We start from the raw sequence: 17,560 nt of genomic DNA, 5'->3' as shown, positions 1-17,560 counted from the left end.
TGTTATGGTTATATATTTTGCATAAAAATAGCCCCCTCATAATTAAAGGGGGTAGTTCGATAAGATATGAAGGTTCATTGTTCGTTTTTCTAAAACCTGGTTCTTAAAGTTTTCTATTTTAAAATTTAATTTTTTCCAAATAAAGTCCACATGCCTCTGCCATTATTCCTACATGTTTTCGTTCTTTTGAATCTATGATTTTTAATATGTCTTCTGGACCCATCTCATATAGTCCAACTTTTATTAACGCACCTACAATTTTTCTAACCATATTGTAAAGGAAGCCATTACCTCGTACTCTGATTTCCACAAACCCTTGATTTTCTTCTATATTAATAGAATATATTTCACGAACCTTAGATTTTTTCTTAGACTTAGCATTTGAAAAAGCAGTGAAATCATGTTCACCAACGAAAAATCGAGATGCAGTTTCCATTCTTTTTATATCCAATTTTCTATCAATATGCATACTATATTTTCTCATGAAAGGATTTGTATACTCCTTATTCCAAATCTTATATAAGTAAGTTTTTTCTTTAGCATTATATCTTGGATGAAAACTTTCAGCAACCAATCTAACTTCAGTTATACTAATATCCTGAGGTAAATATTTATTTAAATATTTTTTCACTTCGACTTCAGTAAATTTTTTATTAGATTTAAAATTAGCTATTTGAGCCAGGGCATGAACCCCTGAATCTGTTCTACTACATCCATTAATTTTAATTTCTTCACCTACTAGCTTTGACAAAACCTCTTCGATTTTTCCTTGAATTGTATTTCCACCATTACCAAGCCTTTGCCAACCTCTGTAACGTCCGCCATCGTATTGGACCTTTAATTTATAATTATTCATATTATTCTCCTTTTCATAAAACAACTTTCTTAATCTATATTTTCCATATAAATATATGCTTATTATAATATATTATTTTAGATTTATCGAAAAAGTCTTTATTTATTTCTACTTCATCATATTCTAAGCCTAACTCTCCGTCTACTATTATAATTGGAATCTGGATAAAACCATGGGCTAATGAACTTTTATAGGTACTTCCTTTTCAAAACTATGTTCTGTTTCTGATACTATTCTTTTCAAAAGTTCTGAAGCATCTTTTCCAAGCTGATCATAATTAGCTTCTGGATTTTTAATAAAATATACTTTACTCAACTTATAACACACTCTTTTGTAGTTTTTTTCTATTAAATTGCAATTTTTAGCAACTCACTGTCCTTATCTTTAAAGATTCTTTTCACTACCCCTATGTGTTAGGACATTTGTCGTATAGAACATAAATAGGACAATACCCTAAAGAAGAAAACCATCCTAATCTATTCTCTTTACTCTTTTATATTTTCTCTAGTGAAGGTTCAGTCCATCTTTGTTCTTTAAGGAAAAGAAGGAGTCCCAGCCCCCTGGGTTATAAAAGGTTTAATCTTTTCACCCTTATGTTCTAAAAAGAAATTTATATCACGAATAGTTTCTCCTAAATAATTTTCTTGAGCTGTATTAGCTCTACTAACAAGTTCTGGATAAAATTCATATATTGGAGATTTTATAAGATTGTGAAAACCTGTTTCTTCTGAAGTATTAATTCTCCAAATTTTATTTTTACGTAAAGACCAAATATAATTTCTTTTTAAATATGAATTTGTTCCAGTTTGAAACGTTTCAATATTCGGATATTCTTTTAAGGCACTTTCATTTTTTCTCTTTTCTAAATCCAAAGGATATTCTTTACTGTGAAATACAATAAGTATATCATTAGGATTGCTTCTTTTATCAATAATCATGTGTCCGTGGAAAAGATCAAGGACATTTAATTTAGTATCTGGAAAATTATTATGTATAGATAAAAAAAGCTCTTGGAAATAATTTGTTATACTATCATTGAAGCGTCTCGGTTTTTGTCCATTACCAGAACTCCAATTTTTAATAAATATAGGAAGCTCTATATTATGTGTATTTTTAATAATAGAATCCCTATCTTTTAGAATATTAAAGAAATCCTCCGTACTAATTCCTGATGGTAAAGCAGGTCCTTTTAGCATTTGAACCTTTTGTGAGTATATTTTAGGACCACCCCTGCCGTCACAAAGTTTTAATAATTGAAGAACTTCTTGTGACTTCTCCTCATAACTTATATTTTGGTCTTCCATAGTTTTTAAATATTTACTCCAAATCTCTTTATCCCCTTCACTATAAACCTTTGATATACTTTCTCCATAACAAGTATTTTTTGTGATTAAAAAAGCAACCATAAAAAATAGAATAACACTTAAAATATTTCTATACTTTCTCACAACTCAACACCAACCGTAACTGAGTTACCATACTCCTTAAACCCAAGACTTTTATATAACTGATATGCTATTTCATTGTCCTCATTTACATTTAAAATTATTTTTCCCTCGTTCTCTATTGCTTGATTTATTCCCATTTGCATAAGAGCTCTTCCATACCCTTTTCCCCTTAATGACTCTTTTACAAATAAATCATATATGTCGTTCTTCTTTGATATATCCAAATATCCTACAACCTCATCATTGTCAACAGCTAAATAAATGTTAAATTTATCTAATGCTTTTACAATCTTCTCTGCTATCCAATAGCAGTTGGTGGTATGTATTTTATGATATTCCTCATAATACTTTTCATCATATTCAAAAATATTTAAATTACTTTTGATTTCCTGTACTTTTAGTTCACCCACTTCTAATTCCATGTCTAGCTGTACTGGATCAAAGTTTCCATTAATTTTTTTCAAATAATTTAACACCATAGTATTTTCCTTAGGAAAAACAAGGTCCATATGCCAACCTCTATAGTTATTCTTCATATAGTTTATTATATGATCTAATGTTTTTTCATCCTTAAAAAAGCCACTTATGCACTCCAAATATCTACTATCTTGGTCTACTAAATAAGAAAATACTCCCTTCAACTCATTATCTGTATATTCTGCGATGATTACTTCTTTAGGATGTTCTAATGTTTTGATAAAACGTTTTTCTATCGTTTTTCTATCCTTAAGAAATGGTGCTTTACAAGATGTCCTCTCATCACAATTCATTTGATAAGCTAAGTCAACAACCTCATTTAAATTATTTAAATCTACTTTCTTGAGCATACCTATCTCCCCCTCTTTCTAAAAATATATTTAGAACAACTTAAGCCTTCATAACATTTCACCGTCACTCAACTTATGTACTAAACTTACTTATTCCTGTGTAGTTTCCCTTTGTTGCAGTTTTTGGGATATTTATCCTCAATTTTTATTTTATCATATTTTCAAATACATGACGATTAAAATGTCTTTCATTTAACATTATATGATATATTTCTGTGCTACTTTTTTCTCTTGCTTATCTTGCCATATTATAACACAGGATCAATTGTATAAAAAAAGAAAAGTCATGGAAATCTAGCCCCCATAACTTTTATAAACTAAAGATAAAAAATTAATTAATATAACTTATTCTAATATTTTTATTCTATTATCCCTATTCTTCTATTAACGATTCCTGTGCAAAATATATTCTCCATTCTCCATGTTCTTTAGCCAAAGCATATTGGCCTTGTATCTCAATTGATTCAAAGCTTGAATCATCTGGGTCAGATAGAGTGTATTTTACATTGACCATTGCATAGTCTTCATCTTTTTCTTCCACTTCTATATCTGTTACTTTGTAGTTAAAATTGGAATTTGCAAATAGCTCATTATATGTGGCTGGTAATGATCTATATGAAGGATTAAAATGATGTACTGTTGACATAAAAGCATTAAGATTTTCATCTTCTAAAGCCTTGAAGGCTTTATTTATAATAAATTTAATGCTAGCATCTGACTTATCTAAATAACCATCAATCTCATCACTCATATCATATACCTTTATATTTTCAAATGGTGCAAATTTCAATTGATCGATTATTTCTTTAAAATTATCTATGGGTATAGCAAAATTCAATTCTCCATCTCCCATTACATCACTGGTAATACCAACTACGTATCCATGAATATTAAATAGTGCCCCTCCTGAACTTTCTTCACTAATAGGTGTTGTGATTTGAATTAAATTTAAATTACCATTATAGCCATATCTAAGATTTCTTCTTCCACTGACAGTTCCATCAGATACTGTATTTTGTAGTCCCTGTGGGTTCCCAATAGTAACTATTTGATCTCCCTTTGAAATCATATCACTTGAACCAATCTTAAGTGGTTCCATGTTAACCATTTCCTTTGTTTTAACAACTGCAAAGTCCATATCTTCATCGTATCTAGCAATGCCTTCAACTTCGTATCTATCTCCTTCATTATCAGTTATTACAAAGTTATTACTTCCAAGTAACACATTATAATTAGTTACAAACAATCCATTTCCAATATAAAAACCGCTACCTTGTGATATTGGTTGATTATCATAGTTAAAACTTTCTAACATAACCACACTATCTTTATATTTAGCTATCTCCTTAATAGTTTTTTTATCAGTGATAGATGATAAAATATCATCTTTGCTACGGAGAAATCTATAGGTAACCACTGCTGCTTGCTCCCTCGGTGCATTACCCTTAGGATGGAATGTTACATTGGTTGTCCCATGAATAATTCCCTTTGCCATCGCAAATTCAACATAGTCCTTTGCCCAATCAGAGATTTGATTTTTATCTTCTAGTTTATCTAAGTTTTCCCTACCTAATTGTACTCTAATATCATCTGGTGTAATCCCAAGGGCTCTCACGAATAAAGTTGTCATTTCCTCCCGGGTGCATATACCGTCAACATCAAAATAATCCTTAGAGATTCCATTTACAATCCCCTCTTGATGGGCAGCTTCAATATAGGGATTTGCCCAGTGACCTTTAGGAACATCAGTAAATGTTCCATTACTAGGAATATTGTCAATATCTAATCCTAATACCCTTACAATCAAAGTAACCATCTCTGCCCTAGTTAAAGTTTTATTGGGATTAAAGTATCCGTGCTCATCTCCTTGAATTATTTTTTGATTAGTAAGATTAACTATTGCTTCCTTGGCATAATCGGAACTCTTGTCCAAGTCCTTTATTGTAAAATCATCTGCAATAGCCATGTTGTTGCTTAGAACCATACCTGCTAGGATTCCTGTCAATACTGTTTTCTTGATATTTCTTATTTTAAATGAATTAAACATATACATCCTCTTTCTAAAATTATAGTCCTTAATATTTTAACACGATTATGTAAACTAATGTTAATCCATTTAATTGTATATGTGGTAATTATCGAACTTTCTTTTATTTTCCTAAAAATTATATTTCAGATACACATTGACTTACTTCGCCGTCTTATTCACAAAATCAACTTTATATTGCCATTCGCCGTATTTTTTTTCGTTGTCAGTAATCCTTCCTTCTGTGAGGGTGATACGCAGAACGATTGAATCTGGACTCTCCTCGCCACCGTGATCGTCAAACCATGGGAAGATTTTTTTCATCTTGGCTCTGATTTCTGCATTCTTCTCGTCCTTAACCCAGCCGAGATTCTCAGCTATACCATGAGCAGTGAACAAGTCTAATCCACAAATAGATACCTCATTGTTCTTCTCAATCTCCAGTGTTTTATTTTTCCACGAAGCTGAAGAAATATAAAATACCCCATCTTCATAATATGCATCAACCATGCGAACAGCAGGTCGGGGATTGCCAGCATCATTGGGCGACAATGATATTGTGGCAAGGGCAACAACATTGTCTTTACCATTTCCACAGAATTCCTCCATAAGTTTGATTGCATTTTCATATTTACTCATTTTTAATTTCCTCCATTCAAAATATAATTTTTTTAACTTAAACACTTTTCCGCTAATCACACAGCAAGCGCTCATTTTCTTAATTTAAACGACACCTCATTATCAAGCCATGTTTCAATACTCCTGCTGATATCTAATATTGAGTCATCCAAAGATATGCGAAACCCCTGACAACCCCGCTGACAGGGTTCATTATGCAGCTTCCTATCACAACCATACCCCTTTGCAATTTTTTCCTGTAAAGATAAAGGGAATTTTTCAATAACATCCCCATATTTATCCGTTTTTTTGGCTCTTATAACTAAACAATAACCATCTCTCGTAGATAAGGCAAACTCCCATACTCTTCGCTGATATACTTCCCGTGACGATAAGACCCTCCGGCTATTCTTCACATATGAATAAGCAAAATGAACTTCGAATGTTGATATGATCGTTACGCAAGTCATTCCCATATCTATATAGCGCCTATGTAATTCTAATGCCAGCTTTTGGACTTTTTCAGGTAAGGGATGTAAAAAATCTTTCAAAACATCGAGTTCATCCGTATCTTCTGCTTTTATTAACCTATAATCACACCGCAGAAGATTATCGTGATTATGGTCGTTCTTATACCTTTTCCTTCGCAGCTCTATATCTGCAATCGCCATAACTTTTAACCCTGTCAACAAAATGGGATCACTGGGATATGATACTTCTAATAATTGTACTTCCGAAATCTTAAGCCTCTTTGCTTTTAAATCAATACCAGTAAAAACAAAACCACATAAAGTTAAAAACCGCAAACATTTAAGTAGCTTAGAAGCAGAGTTTTTAGGCTTCTTTATATTTCCTTTCTCATCAATTGAGGCAGTAAATGATGGTATTTCAGTTATTAATAATGAATCACCCCTTTCAGACAGTTCACTATGATAACCTATGTCAGCTAAAAGGTCTGTAATATTATATAAAAAAGGATAATCTGTGGCACTCTTTGGATTTTTTTTCGCCTTGACATATAGATGTCCATCTGAGATTAAGCGGTCACAAAATAAATATAAAAAATTCCTAAAGGCAATAACCCCTTGTCGTATATTTTCTTCCCTTGCAACGTTTTCAAACCTGGGCTTCAGCCCATAAGTCTCAGGTATATTCGCCGGTATCAAGTTTTTTATATATTTAGCGATTTCACCTATGGGTTTTAGTGTTACAGGTCCGCCATGATGTGTGCTCATTTTTTTCCTCCTTTCGTTTTTATTATTATACCGTTTCTAATACGACAACAGTATGTCATATTTAAAAATATAAATACTGTTTTTCCTATTCCTTCAACCATTTCCTAGGTAAAGGTCTCATGGTTGCCAAAGCTATATATTTCTTCATCTTTTTTTATTAAAAATTTAAAGTGTATTCTCCACAAGACAAATTAATAGTCCCCTTGCTTACCCTCCCTTATTATTTACTTCCAACATCAGCCACAGAGCGGGACGAACTCCACCGCTATTATCCCCTGTTGAAGGATGAACCGTCTTGCTACTGTAGCGAAAGGTGCCGTTTCCCTGAATGCCTATATTACCGTCACCGTGGATATATACAGCTCTTCTATTGTCACGCCCGGACGACCGAAGCCACCACCACCATACATACCCATCAAAGGTTGATCTTCTCTTGTTGTTGTTTTTGTCTTTCCTTTGAAACCAGTATCGTTGTTTGGGGCTGGGGTTTTCAAGGTTTTTACTGCTGTCACCGAAATATTTGCACACTACTTCTTCAATGCTCAGAAGAAATATGTAATCCTGAGTATCTTCTCCCCCTCTTGAACCATACCACTGATTATCAAGATTTTTATTTATTACTGGAATTATTCTTGATTTATCAGTTGTGTTGAATTTGTCATAAAATTTGCCATTAAGATATTTTCTTAATGCGCAGTCAGCCCATGTTACATCTTTATAAGTATCATGGTAAGGGTGTTGTTCTATAATTTCTTTAGTTAAAATCAAAGCCCTATTGTTTTGTATATCAAGCACACACCAATTATAACCACCGAATAATAATGTTGAGCCGATTTTAATATCTTCCATTTTAAGCACCTCTTTCTTTGAAATATGTATTCTCCTATTGTAAACATATAACCTTCTCCTAAAATAAAAACAGGTAAGTTTGTAAATCAATTGAAACTACATTTGTATTATACCATATTATTTCAAAATCTTCTGAAACTTTTGCGCATCATAATTACACTCTATATTCAGCTAGTCTATTATCTTCTCTTGTACTTATTTCTCTGATAAATCTTGATAGCAATACATATAATCACATACTTTTTTCTTCTGTTTAATTCTTTAGTTGATTGAATAATCTTTACACCCACTCTAATTTCTCTTTTCTACCAATTAGAGACAGTTCATTATAAAAGCTTGTACTTTTCTTATTTTCTCTCTATTACACACCCTTATTTTTTTATAGATGATGTTATGGCCGAAGTTTTAATTTATATACTTAGTATTTTTAAATGAACTGTCCCTGAGTTTTAGTACCTTCATCAATTAAGTTATATAATTCAAATTTGCCCACGAGCTTTTCATAGGTCTCAATACTCATAACAGATAAATCTCCTTGACCATTCTTACTAAGATATACTGGTTCATTAAATTTATAACAGAATTTCGATATTTCATTATATTTCTTCCTCTATTAATAGTTACTTATTTTAATATGTATTAAATTCTCTTAAAGTACATCCACTTGAATCATTCCATGGACCAGGTGTAGTTAAACTGCTTGACATTCTAGCTGGAATTAAAACATCCTCTTATACATCTAACAGTAGAGAAAATACACTTTCTTGTAAATCAATATTAATATCTACAGAACCTTCTCCTTCTTTATGTATATACCTAGAGCTAAAGCTTTTATAATCGGAAAACGGGATACTCACTACAGAAGCATCATTTGTTAAATTAAAAGAATAATTATTTGCCTCTTTTACAATCTTTAATGTCCCAACACCATTTTGACTTGTATAGTTAATATCATTGGTCAATCCTTGGAAAGCATAAAAACTTACTACTCCTTCATTATTTTGTATATTTAATTCAGTATTTATTTTAGCAAGACCAATTGCGGCATTAGAACTTATAACATCTAGTTTACTTATTTTATTAGTTGGTATATAAATATAAACTCTGTCATTAAACTGTGGTTCAGCATTTTCTTTTGTTTTAATGGTAATTTTTACATCATCTAAAGTTGATTTTGTAGTAGAAACTTGAAATATATTAGTATCATAATTATATTGAAAGTTATCATTATCAGACTCTTCCACTGTTATATTACAATCAATACCTTCAATAGTAACTGTACTAATACTGTTTTCTTCCTCCACAACTCTATCCCCTTCTGCTTTATATGTACCTAAAGACAACAATAGTAACATAACTATACTTAATGAAATACCTAAAATTTTTTTACTCATTAAACATTCTCCTTTTTTGTTATTTAATTAATATTTTACCAAAATATCTAATACTTACTACTATTTTTTCATAAAATTACCTTTGCACACTCCCTAAGATATTCATCTAAAATATATTTTTATTCTGAACAAACTTCCAAGCTAGATATACTTCTATTAGGGTATCCAACCATACATAAGGGTAAGTATTTATATTCTGTATATTTTTCATCAAGAATCGGATCATATGTCGTGTAATTCATGTATAGGCCTAAATTGGCCTTTGATTCATTGTTTTACTGATAAACCCTTGTTCTCAGCATAATTATCATTTGATGTTTCAACTAACCTTAAGTATACATGAAGTATTAAGTTTTCTGCTCTAAATAGAATATTTGAATTAACAAGATAGCTAATGGTATTTAAAAATTATATAAAGAATATCATTAGCTTTAAATAGAGTTACTTTTCTGTTTTTCTAAACAACCGAAAATAAATGTTCTAAATCAGTACATAATGCATAAAGTGGAACTAAGTTATCAATTTTCATATCCATTATTATCCACCCCTTTAAATTATTATATCTTTATCTTTTATATTTGTCTATATATTTAGGGTATTAATCCTAAACCAATGTACATAAAACTCCACTAAAAAAACCCTGAACTCATTGAAATTCAGGATTTTTCGCTACCTATTTTCAATTTTCAAAACTAAAAATCTACCCATTTCTAACGTGTTCCCACATACCATATCATATAGCAAGTCTTATTTTTATACACATTTTTAGACCTTTTTAATGTGATTTCCACTATTTGGATAGGTTATACTTAATTAGACAGTAAAAACTCGGACATAATATAATAAATAAAATTGAATTGGAGGATTATCATGTCTAATAAAGGTAAAATGTGTACTAAAGAAAGATTCTTTTATATTTAATTTGTAATATGATCTCTGGGACCTATTATTTGTAACTACTATTGATAACAAAACAAAATCTCTTTGTTATCAGCATCACCTTTAAAAACTTCAATAAAATCCAAAAGTTCTCCTTTAAGATGATGACCATCAAAAGATACATGGGATTCTGGTAAAATGATTGATTTATCCAAATCTTGATTACGGCGAAATCTTTGTAAAATACGAGCGGCCAACTCTATACATTTTTGTCTATCATCAAGATCTAAGACCTGTAATCGCTTTGTTATATCTCTAGATATTTTTTCTATAAAATCTTCATTTGTTTCCATTACTATTTGCAACAATAAATCGAACAAAATATCTGCTTTTATCCCATTCTTTCTTTTTTTAGTGTGAATTCCAAAGTAAAACATACCATAAGGAGTAGCATTTTCATATAAAAAATCCAATCCTCTTTTTACTTTATTGTTACTAGAAACAACATTAAATAGTAAGCTTTCTATATATTCAGTTCTAAAATTTTTTTTATTTACAATACCCATCCCATAAGAAAAACTACTGTCATGTTTAGTTTCATAACGGTTATAGCAAATAGGAGGAATGCTATTCTTAAAATTCAGCTTTGTTTTTTTCATTCCTATTTTTCGTGAATTATACAATTTTAACAATTTGACTTTTATTTTGTCCTCAAATTGTGGTGCAGACATAACTATTTCCACTTTTGAAAAGCAATGATCCTTCCAAAACTGAATTACTTCTTCGAATGATCTATTCTTTAGCTTTGTCGAATGTCCCCCTGAGTTATAGCGATATTCTGTATCAGCAAATATTTTTGTATAAAAATTTTGCCAAATAACGCTAATTCGTTCTTTCTCTCTACGCCTTAATTCTGAAATGATGGAATTAGGATCATTTGCATCATCTACTAGAGAAGTATATATTTTACCACATCCTGATAGACATGAATATACTTCAATGAATGCCTCGACAATAATGTTAAATTCCATAAAGGATTGCGCTCCAATATAAAAAACAACATGGTTTGGGTATGTCACACCTGTAATAAATGTATCACTTTTCAAAGGTATATTTTTTTCTACAAGTTCTTTTGTTTTAACAATTATCATATGTTCAAGAAGGTGCCCTATACCTGAATTATCCACAGCAGGTATATGAACCTGTAAAGCTAATAAAAAATTTCTATCAATGCCCGTTATAGTCGTAATTGATAAAAGATCATCTATTTTATCCAGAGACCAGTTTGGTAGTCCATTAGCTGTATGAATTTTTGCATTTAACATTTATTCTAATAACCTCCTAAACAACCTTTTATTTTTGCTTTTTTTAACATTGTATTGAACACTAAAACACCAAGTGTATAAAAAAACAGACTTGACACTAGAATTGCTAGCATACTCATTATTTGAGGACTATTTTTATCCACAGATATATCCTTAAACATAGTTACAAAAGCTTTCATGGGAATAATTTCAATAAAAAATGAATTAGTTTGTGGTGATGAAGCTAAAGCTAGAGATATTCCAATAGTAGTTAAACTTATAATATAGTCTACTTTTTTATATAACAGTTGCATACCGGCCAAAATCAACCCCAGTCCTATTCCACTTAAAAGAGATAAAAAATAGAAAGGTATAAGCACAAGCATATCTATGCTCATAAAATTGATGCCTAACAATAAGGAAGCAACAATCCCAACACCTATGAATATTCCAATATTTGCTAAAGTCTTGAAGAACGTTTGTAAGGATAAGTATGTATATAATGGAATAGAAAACATAGAAAGTGTCTCCATATTTCCTTCGTTAGTTGCTGTACTACACTCTCCCGATGGATTTCTTATACATAAATTTGTAAGAAAAAACAAAAGAAAACCACTAAGTAAACTTAACGCAGTTCCATCATTCTCTGCATTCCCTAAAAGCTGATTACCTCCCAGAACTAATCCTATTAAGGTCACTAATAAAAAAACAAAGCCTGAAACTAATTGAATTTTATAGCGTATAGTAACAGTAAATTCTTTATAAATAATTGCTTTTGAAATTTGAAATATTCTCATATTTACCCCCTCTGCAATTCAACAAATAAACTTTCCAAACTTCCATCGTGCTCCTGGATAGACTCGATATAAATGCCTTGATTCCTTAAATAGTCAATTATCTTATTTTTCAGAGATAGGTCGTCGTAAACTTCAAGAAATAATTTCCCGTTCTCTTTGTTTATTTTTTTTATATCAAACTCAGACCGTAAAAAACGAGCTTGCTCGTCATTAAGTTCATCCATGATAGAAAAACGTGTATACTTTCTTTGCAGTAAATCTTGTAGTTCTGCTATTGTCCCATTAGCTATAAGCTTACCTTCTTTAAGGATACTAATACGATCTGCTACCTTAGCAACAAAGTCCATATCATGAGATGATATAATAAATGTTTTAGTTTTAGACTTATGTTTAGCAGCAAGTATCATTTCAGCTATTTCCTGTCGAGACGAAACATCTAACCCCAATGTGGGCTCATCCATAATCACCAGAGGAGAATCAGATACAACAGCTAACAATATACATACTTTTTGTTGTTGCCCTCTTGATAATTTTCCAACTAAGACATCTTTTTTATCTGTTAAACCAAAAACTTCAAGATACGAATCTAAGCTACTTTTCACAGAATCCCAGTTCCCCCACATCATTTGACACATAAACCTAATATTTTCAATAACGGTTAAACGCCACCATAAACTTCTTGTTCCTTCAGCAACAAAAAAAACTAATTTAGCCTTCTCTTTGCTTCTCATCGTCTGTAGATTTTTAGAATTAAAATAAATTGTTCCTTTTGTTGGATAAACAATATTAATAATACTTTTTAGTAAAGTTGTTTTTCCTGCACCATTATCACCTAGCAAGCCAATAATTTGATTTTCATGATAACACACCGATGTTTCTTTCAATGCAATATTATCAACTTTTCCTTTATATGTTTTTGATAGTTCTTTTAAACATAAACCCTTCAACATATCACCTCCTTTACCTTATCCTAGCTTTAGAGATTTTTAAAGTATATGCTTTCATATATATTTCATCGATACTCAAGCTTAGGTTTTATCAAAAGTTTTATCGCAAAAACTTGACAAAACCTTTATTTTTACAAATTTATATATGAAGAACCACCCATTAATAAGCCTTATAAAAACCTGAAAGTTAATGAGAAACAACCTATTAATAGAAAAATTCCAAACTTTAAATTATAAACTTCTTCTTATAAGAAGCTGAGTCAGCTGGTAAACTAATTAAGCCAATTAAACATTGTAAAAATAAACCTTCTGTTAAAGACTCTATTTACTGCCCAAAGTGTAATGCACCACACATCCATCTTTACAACAATAATGTAAGTCGTGGTCAGTACAAATGTAAAGTATGTTCTACTTCATTTAGCAAAAAAACCGTTTTAAAAAGACACCGGACTAAGATGCCCTAAATTTACTATTAACTTTAAACCTTTGAGTGATAAATCACCTGTGCGTCCTAAAGTGGACTTATCAAAAATTTATTCTTATTCTCATACTTTAGGTTTAATACTGACTTATCATGTCAACTACGGCATTTTGCAAGGAAAACTGCCTCTTTAATGAAAGATGTTCATGGAGTCGGCAGCTCACATGAAGATTCATCAAATTGATCACTTGAAATTTCATCAAGCAAATCTTTATTTGTCATCTTTATTTCCATAAATTTTATCTTCCTTTGCTTTTAGTTTAAATTTAACACCAACAGCAATAGTATGTAGATTTTACACTATATACCATTGAGTTATGCATAAATTGTATCTTAAATGAATGTGCTTGTCAATACTCGCGCGTTTTAGAGTTTGGATAGGTTATAAATACTCCAAGGGAAAGGACTAAAATGAATTAGGTCTTTGTTTCATATAAGAAAGATTTTCATCCCAAAGGGAGCAAATCTTTTCATATAGCTCATTACTTATTATATTATTATTAAACAAATACTTATTACTACCATTATAAATCTCAGCATTTCTATAAAACTCAGATGGATGAATTGGATATTTCTTTTTAGTAAGATCTCCATCCCAAATACCAGCCCAATCACTCTGTTTACTATGAATAAGTCTATATACTTCTCCTAATGCAATATATATTCTTAGATGCTCAGAGCTAGAAGCTTCCATGTATCCATTATAGAGTCGATTTCCATTCTTTTGGCTCAGAGGTAATAACACTATCATCTATTACAACATGTGTTATTTCACCTGCAAACAAATACCAATTACTCTTATTATAAAGTGGTCTTTTCCATTTGAATTTGCATTCTAAATTTATTAGACTTTCCTTTATTCATGGTGTTTTTATCGTCCTAGATTCCTCTATCCCAAATTATCTCATCTACACTTGTACCATTACTATAAATTATTTCAAAGCATTTAGGATAATCTTTATAAGATGGATAGTCAATACACCACCCCCTCTCACTCAGTATATTTTCATATGTATGTTGCCCTTTTTTAATGGCCATTAATGACCAATATTCACCTTCTTCACCTAATAATAATCCCCAAGATTGTAGATTAGCATTAGCCTTACCGCTTGTTTTTAAAGTAGTTACCAAGAATATTGGATTAGTTACACTTACTACATACTCTAACCAAGAAAACCATTTATATTTATTTGGCCAATCTCCAATTAGATAATCCGGCTTTGTCATCTCTAATTCATGTTTCATATCCTTAATTCCTCCATCCATATTTATTAAAACAATGAATATTGATGAATTATTAACATTATATCTAAGTGGAATGGGCTTACATCCTACCAAATATACAAATTCAAACACTAATCTTAAGAATGCAATTTTAAAATTAGAAAATACAGTTCCACAAAAATATATTGATGATATTGAAAAAGCAAAGGAACATTTTCACTTCGACTCAGATTCTTGATGGGAGGATAAGATTGACCTACCATACCTTGATATACTTAGAAAGGCATTAATGCAATCTAAAAAAATCAGAGTGGTACCTTGTTGCTTTCTGTGAGAATAAAAATGCATTGAGGGTTTTTAAGTGCAATAGAATAACAGAAGCATTTAAACTTGAGGATACATTTTCAATTCCTAGTGATTTTAATCTAGAATCTCTTTGGAAAAAATTGATAGTAAGTTTTAAGGATCTATTATCTAATGTTCCTTTTTATCCTGTAACTTTAAGATTATTATCTATTACCAAAGAAGAATTAAGTAAGATGGATATTATTGAACAGTTACAACCTAATAAAAAAGACATAATCCTAGTAAATTTATATACATATGATAATGTATGCAAAAGAATTATTGAGTACGTAAATACTGTTGAAGTTTTGTCACCAGAGCTACTTAGAAATTTCGTTATAAATAATGCTAGAGATATAGTAAATATATATTTAGGAAACTAATACATCATTATACTGTAACTTTAATTGTAAATATGCCAGCTTCAATATGAATAGAAGAAACATGATCTTGCGGCGATACAGAAGGACAAGTGGACAGCCCTCTTGTCCTTGCTTATATTTAAATGCTACACTATATATTATGGTGAAATCCAATTTTACGTTTAGGTTTTGCCCCCTTAGATATTAAAAAGTTTATTAAAGAAGAATTATTCAGTCTTTCAGCTATATCCATCGCAGTCAATCCGTCTGTGTTTTTATAATTAATATCGGCTCCCTTTTCTATTAGCATCATTATAATTTCTTTTTGGATATTAAAATTAAAATCTTCAGCATTATCTACATAAAAACCACAAGCAATCAACAATGGTGTAGCTCCTTTTAAATCCTCACAGTTTATATCATTATTAATTTCTAAGATTTTCTTTGTAAAATGGCGCTTACCTTCTACTGCATAAAATAATGGATATTCATTGAAATTATTTTTGGTATAAGGTACTTTAAAATTAGTAACAAACTTTAAAAATTTAGCAACATTTTCAGTAGTATCATCTTCTCTTACTAAGTAAAATAAAATATTTTGCCCATTTTCATCTTCCAAAGTTAAATCTATATTGCTTTGAGATAATAGAGTTCGCTTTGCATTCCTATTGTTATATGCCAATGCTCTCATAAGTGGTGTAAGCCCAAAAGAATCTTTCAAGTTTATATTCGCACCTAATTCTATTAGCCTTTCAAATATTTGATTGTACTTGAAACAGATAGAATATCCTAAAGGTGTTAATCCATCTAAAGATATACAATCTATATTTCCACCATATTCACAAAGCAGATTGATAACCCTTACTTTATTCTGTTCATTCATTTCTGATGTTCTAGTAAACTGGTAATCATAATTTCCCTTTACAGCAAAGCAAATAGCATTTTCTCCTTCATTGGTTAAAGCATTCACATCTGCCCCTTTTTTGAGTAAGAATTCAACAACATCAAAAGCGCCTACTTCAGCTGCTGCAATTAATGGTGTTTGACTTTGTGGATTCGTAATTTCAATATCAAGTCCAGCTTCTAATAAAACTTTTACATTCTCTACTCTTGCTTGTGGATCTTTATCAGGCCATACAGTAATCGCTCTATCAATTGCATTTGAATTATCATGTCCTCCAATCATAAAAGGATCTGCACCATTATCTATTAACCATTTAATTAATTTAGCTCTACAATGCTGGGCTGCTGATAAAACAGTATTGGCACCTGTATTTGTCTTTACATTTAAATTCAAATCCTCATTTCTATATTTTTGTAGTAACTCAAAATATAAAATACATCTATCATCATCAAAATAATCCCACATTGTTAAGAAGTGTTCAATTCTAGTTTTAAATGCCCCTGTTGTAACGTTAATGTCTACTCCTCTTTCTAAAAGAAACTTCGTAAGTTTACTACCGTCATAAAATTGATCTATTATGAAAGCCGGTGTTTGTCAAGTAAGTTGTCGCATTTAATTTGAAAAAGGTATAATTTCTTCGTTCCCGATTCGCCATTGACATGGAGCCTCTACATATATGGATTTTGTACCTGTAGGCAGATGTGAATAGAGGTACAGCCTTCTTAATAGGCTACCATGTATGCCTCTCCATATCAATGGTTCGCTTCGCCAAATCTTTATCTAGATGGGTTCTAAGCTTTTTGATAATTAATAGCATCTTTAATTTCTTTTTCCTTTATAGGATTAAGTGCTACATATTCTGGTAACGTCCAATTTCTAGTATTTTTAGACCATCTTTCAGGGTGCTTTTCTTTTGCTTTTTCATATGTTTCTACACTGTGTTTGTCAACAAAGTTGTCGCATATTTTGATATTTGCATTACTTACTAACTTGTTGTTAACCGTTTTATGCCCATACACCTTTTTCCCAAATTTATTACATCGTTATTGAGGAAAGATACCAAC

General features: G+C 30.8%; 17 protein-coding genes and 1 pseudogene. 2 read left to right on the top strand and 16 right to left on the bottom strand.

The features are described from left to right. Positions 1-118: 118 nt before the first annotated feature. The 14 genes from truA to V6137_RS13140 form a co-directional block, all read right to left on the bottom strand. Positions 119-856, bottom strand: coding sequence for a tRNA pseudouridine(38-40) synthase TruA (gene truA, locus V6137_RS13205; protein WP_425448415.1), 738 nt, complete (start codon positions 854-856; stop codon positions 119-121). 177 nt (positions 857-1,033) lie between these two features. Continuing rightward, positions 1,034-1,171, bottom strand: a complete 138-nt coding sequence (locus tag V6137_RS13200; protein WP_425448414.1) for a hypothetical protein — start codon at positions 1,169-1,171, stop codon at positions 1,034-1,036. Between the two features lie 218 nt (positions 1,172-1,389). Next, positions 1,390-2,304, bottom strand: coding sequence for a hypothetical protein (locus V6137_RS13195; RefSeq protein WP_425448413.1), 915 nt, complete (start codon positions 2,302-2,304; stop codon positions 1,390-1,392). Continuing rightward, a complete protein-coding gene (locus V6137_RS13190; RefSeq protein WP_425448412.1) occupies positions 2,301-3,131 on the bottom strand; it encodes a GNAT family N-acetyltransferase in 831 nt (276 codons plus the stop codon). The genes V6137_RS13195 and V6137_RS13190 overlap by 4 nt, the downstream gene beginning before the upstream one ends. A 373-nt stretch (positions 3,132-3,504) precedes the next feature. Next, positions 3,505-5,178 carry an S-layer homology domain-containing protein gene (locus V6137_RS13185; RefSeq protein WP_425448411.1) on the bottom strand — a complete coding sequence of 558 codons (1,674 nt, stop codon included), beginning with the start codon at positions 5,176-5,178 and terminating at the stop codon, positions 3,505-3,507. 141 nt (positions 5,179-5,319) lie between these two features. Then, positions 5,320-5,796: a pyridoxamine 5'-phosphate oxidase family protein gene (locus V6137_RS13180; protein ID WP_425448410.1), complete on the bottom strand. Its 477-nt coding sequence runs from the start codon at positions 5,794-5,796 to the stop codon at positions 5,320-5,322. A 71-nt stretch (positions 5,797-5,867) separates the two neighbouring features. Then, positions 5,868-7,010, bottom strand: coding sequence for a hypothetical protein (locus V6137_RS13175; RefSeq protein ID WP_425448409.1), 1,143 nt, complete (start codon positions 7,008-7,010; stop codon positions 5,868-5,870). A gap of 207 nt (positions 7,011-7,217) precedes the next feature. After that, the gene (locus tag V6137_RS13170; RefSeq protein WP_425448408.1) at positions 7,218-7,859 is read right to left on the bottom strand and encodes a DUF6273 domain-containing protein; all 642 of its coding nucleotides are present in this window, start codon (positions 7,857-7,859) and stop codon (positions 7,218-7,220) included. Positions 7,860-8,590: 731 nt separating this feature from the next. Beyond that, positions 8,591-9,253, bottom strand: a complete 663-nt coding sequence (locus V6137_RS13165; RefSeq protein ID WP_425448407.1) for a hypothetical protein — start codon at positions 9,251-9,253, stop codon at positions 8,591-8,593. Positions 9,254-10,212: 959 nt separating this feature from the next. Continuing rightward, positions 10,213-11,457, bottom strand: coding sequence for a hypothetical protein (locus V6137_RS13160; RefSeq protein WP_425448406.1), 1,245 nt, complete (start codon positions 11,455-11,457; stop codon positions 10,213-10,215). 5 nt (positions 11,458-11,462) lie between these two features. Then, on the bottom strand, positions 11,463-12,233 hold the full coding sequence (locus V6137_RS13155; protein ID WP_425448405.1) for a hypothetical protein: 771 nt from the start codon (positions 12,231-12,233) through the stop codon (positions 11,463-11,465). A gap of 2 nt (positions 12,234-12,235) precedes the next feature. Further along, positions 12,236-13,180 (bottom strand): ATP-binding cassette domain-containing protein, encoded by a 945-nt coding sequence (locus tag V6137_RS13150; protein WP_425448404.1) that lies wholly within the window; start codon positions 13,178-13,180, stop codon positions 12,236-12,238. An 887-nt stretch (positions 13,181-14,067) separates the two neighbouring features. Continuing rightward, entirely contained in the window at positions 14,068-14,412 is a 345-nt protein-coding gene (locus tag V6137_RS13145) for a hypothetical protein (RefSeq protein WP_425448403.1), read from the bottom strand. A 128-nt stretch (positions 14,413-14,540) separates the two neighbouring features. Further along, positions 14,541-14,906: a hypothetical protein gene (locus tag V6137_RS13140; protein ID WP_425448402.1), complete on the bottom strand. Its 366-nt coding sequence runs from the start codon at positions 14,904-14,906 to the stop codon at positions 14,541-14,543. A gap of 34 nt (positions 14,907-14,940) precedes the next feature. Between V6137_RS13140 and V6137_RS13135 the strand changes: the two genes are divergently transcribed. After that, positions 14,941-15,123: a hypothetical protein gene (locus V6137_RS13135; protein WP_425448401.1), complete on the top strand. Its 183-nt coding sequence runs from the start codon at positions 14,941-14,943 to the stop codon at positions 15,121-15,123. A 73-nt stretch (positions 15,124-15,196) separates the two neighbouring features. Beyond that, positions 15,197-15,613 (top strand): annotated as a pseudogene (locus tag V6137_RS13130) (helix-turn-helix transcriptional regulator); the annotation flags it as partial. Between the two features lie 130 nt (positions 15,614-15,743). Here the strand turns inward: V6137_RS13130 and V6137_RS13125 are convergent. Continuing rightward, complete coding sequence (locus V6137_RS13125) at positions 15,744-16,961, bottom strand: ankyrin repeat domain-containing protein (protein ID WP_425448400.1); 1,218 nt, start codon at positions 16,959-16,961, stop codon at positions 15,744-15,746. Between the two features lie 326 nt (positions 16,962-17,287). Further along, on the bottom strand, positions 17,288-17,515 hold the full coding sequence (locus V6137_RS13120; RefSeq protein WP_425448429.1) for a hypothetical protein: 228 nt from the start codon (positions 17,513-17,515) through the stop codon (positions 17,288-17,290). Positions 17,516-17,560: the final 45 nt, after the last annotated feature.

It is taken from the genome of Dethiothermospora halolimnae, assembly GCF_037577855.1.
Classification (GTDB): Bacteria; Bacillota; Clostridia; order Tissierellales; family VENL01; genus Dethiothermospora; species Dethiothermospora halolimnae.
This window is presented reverse-complemented; position numbering and strand designations above follow the sequence as displayed.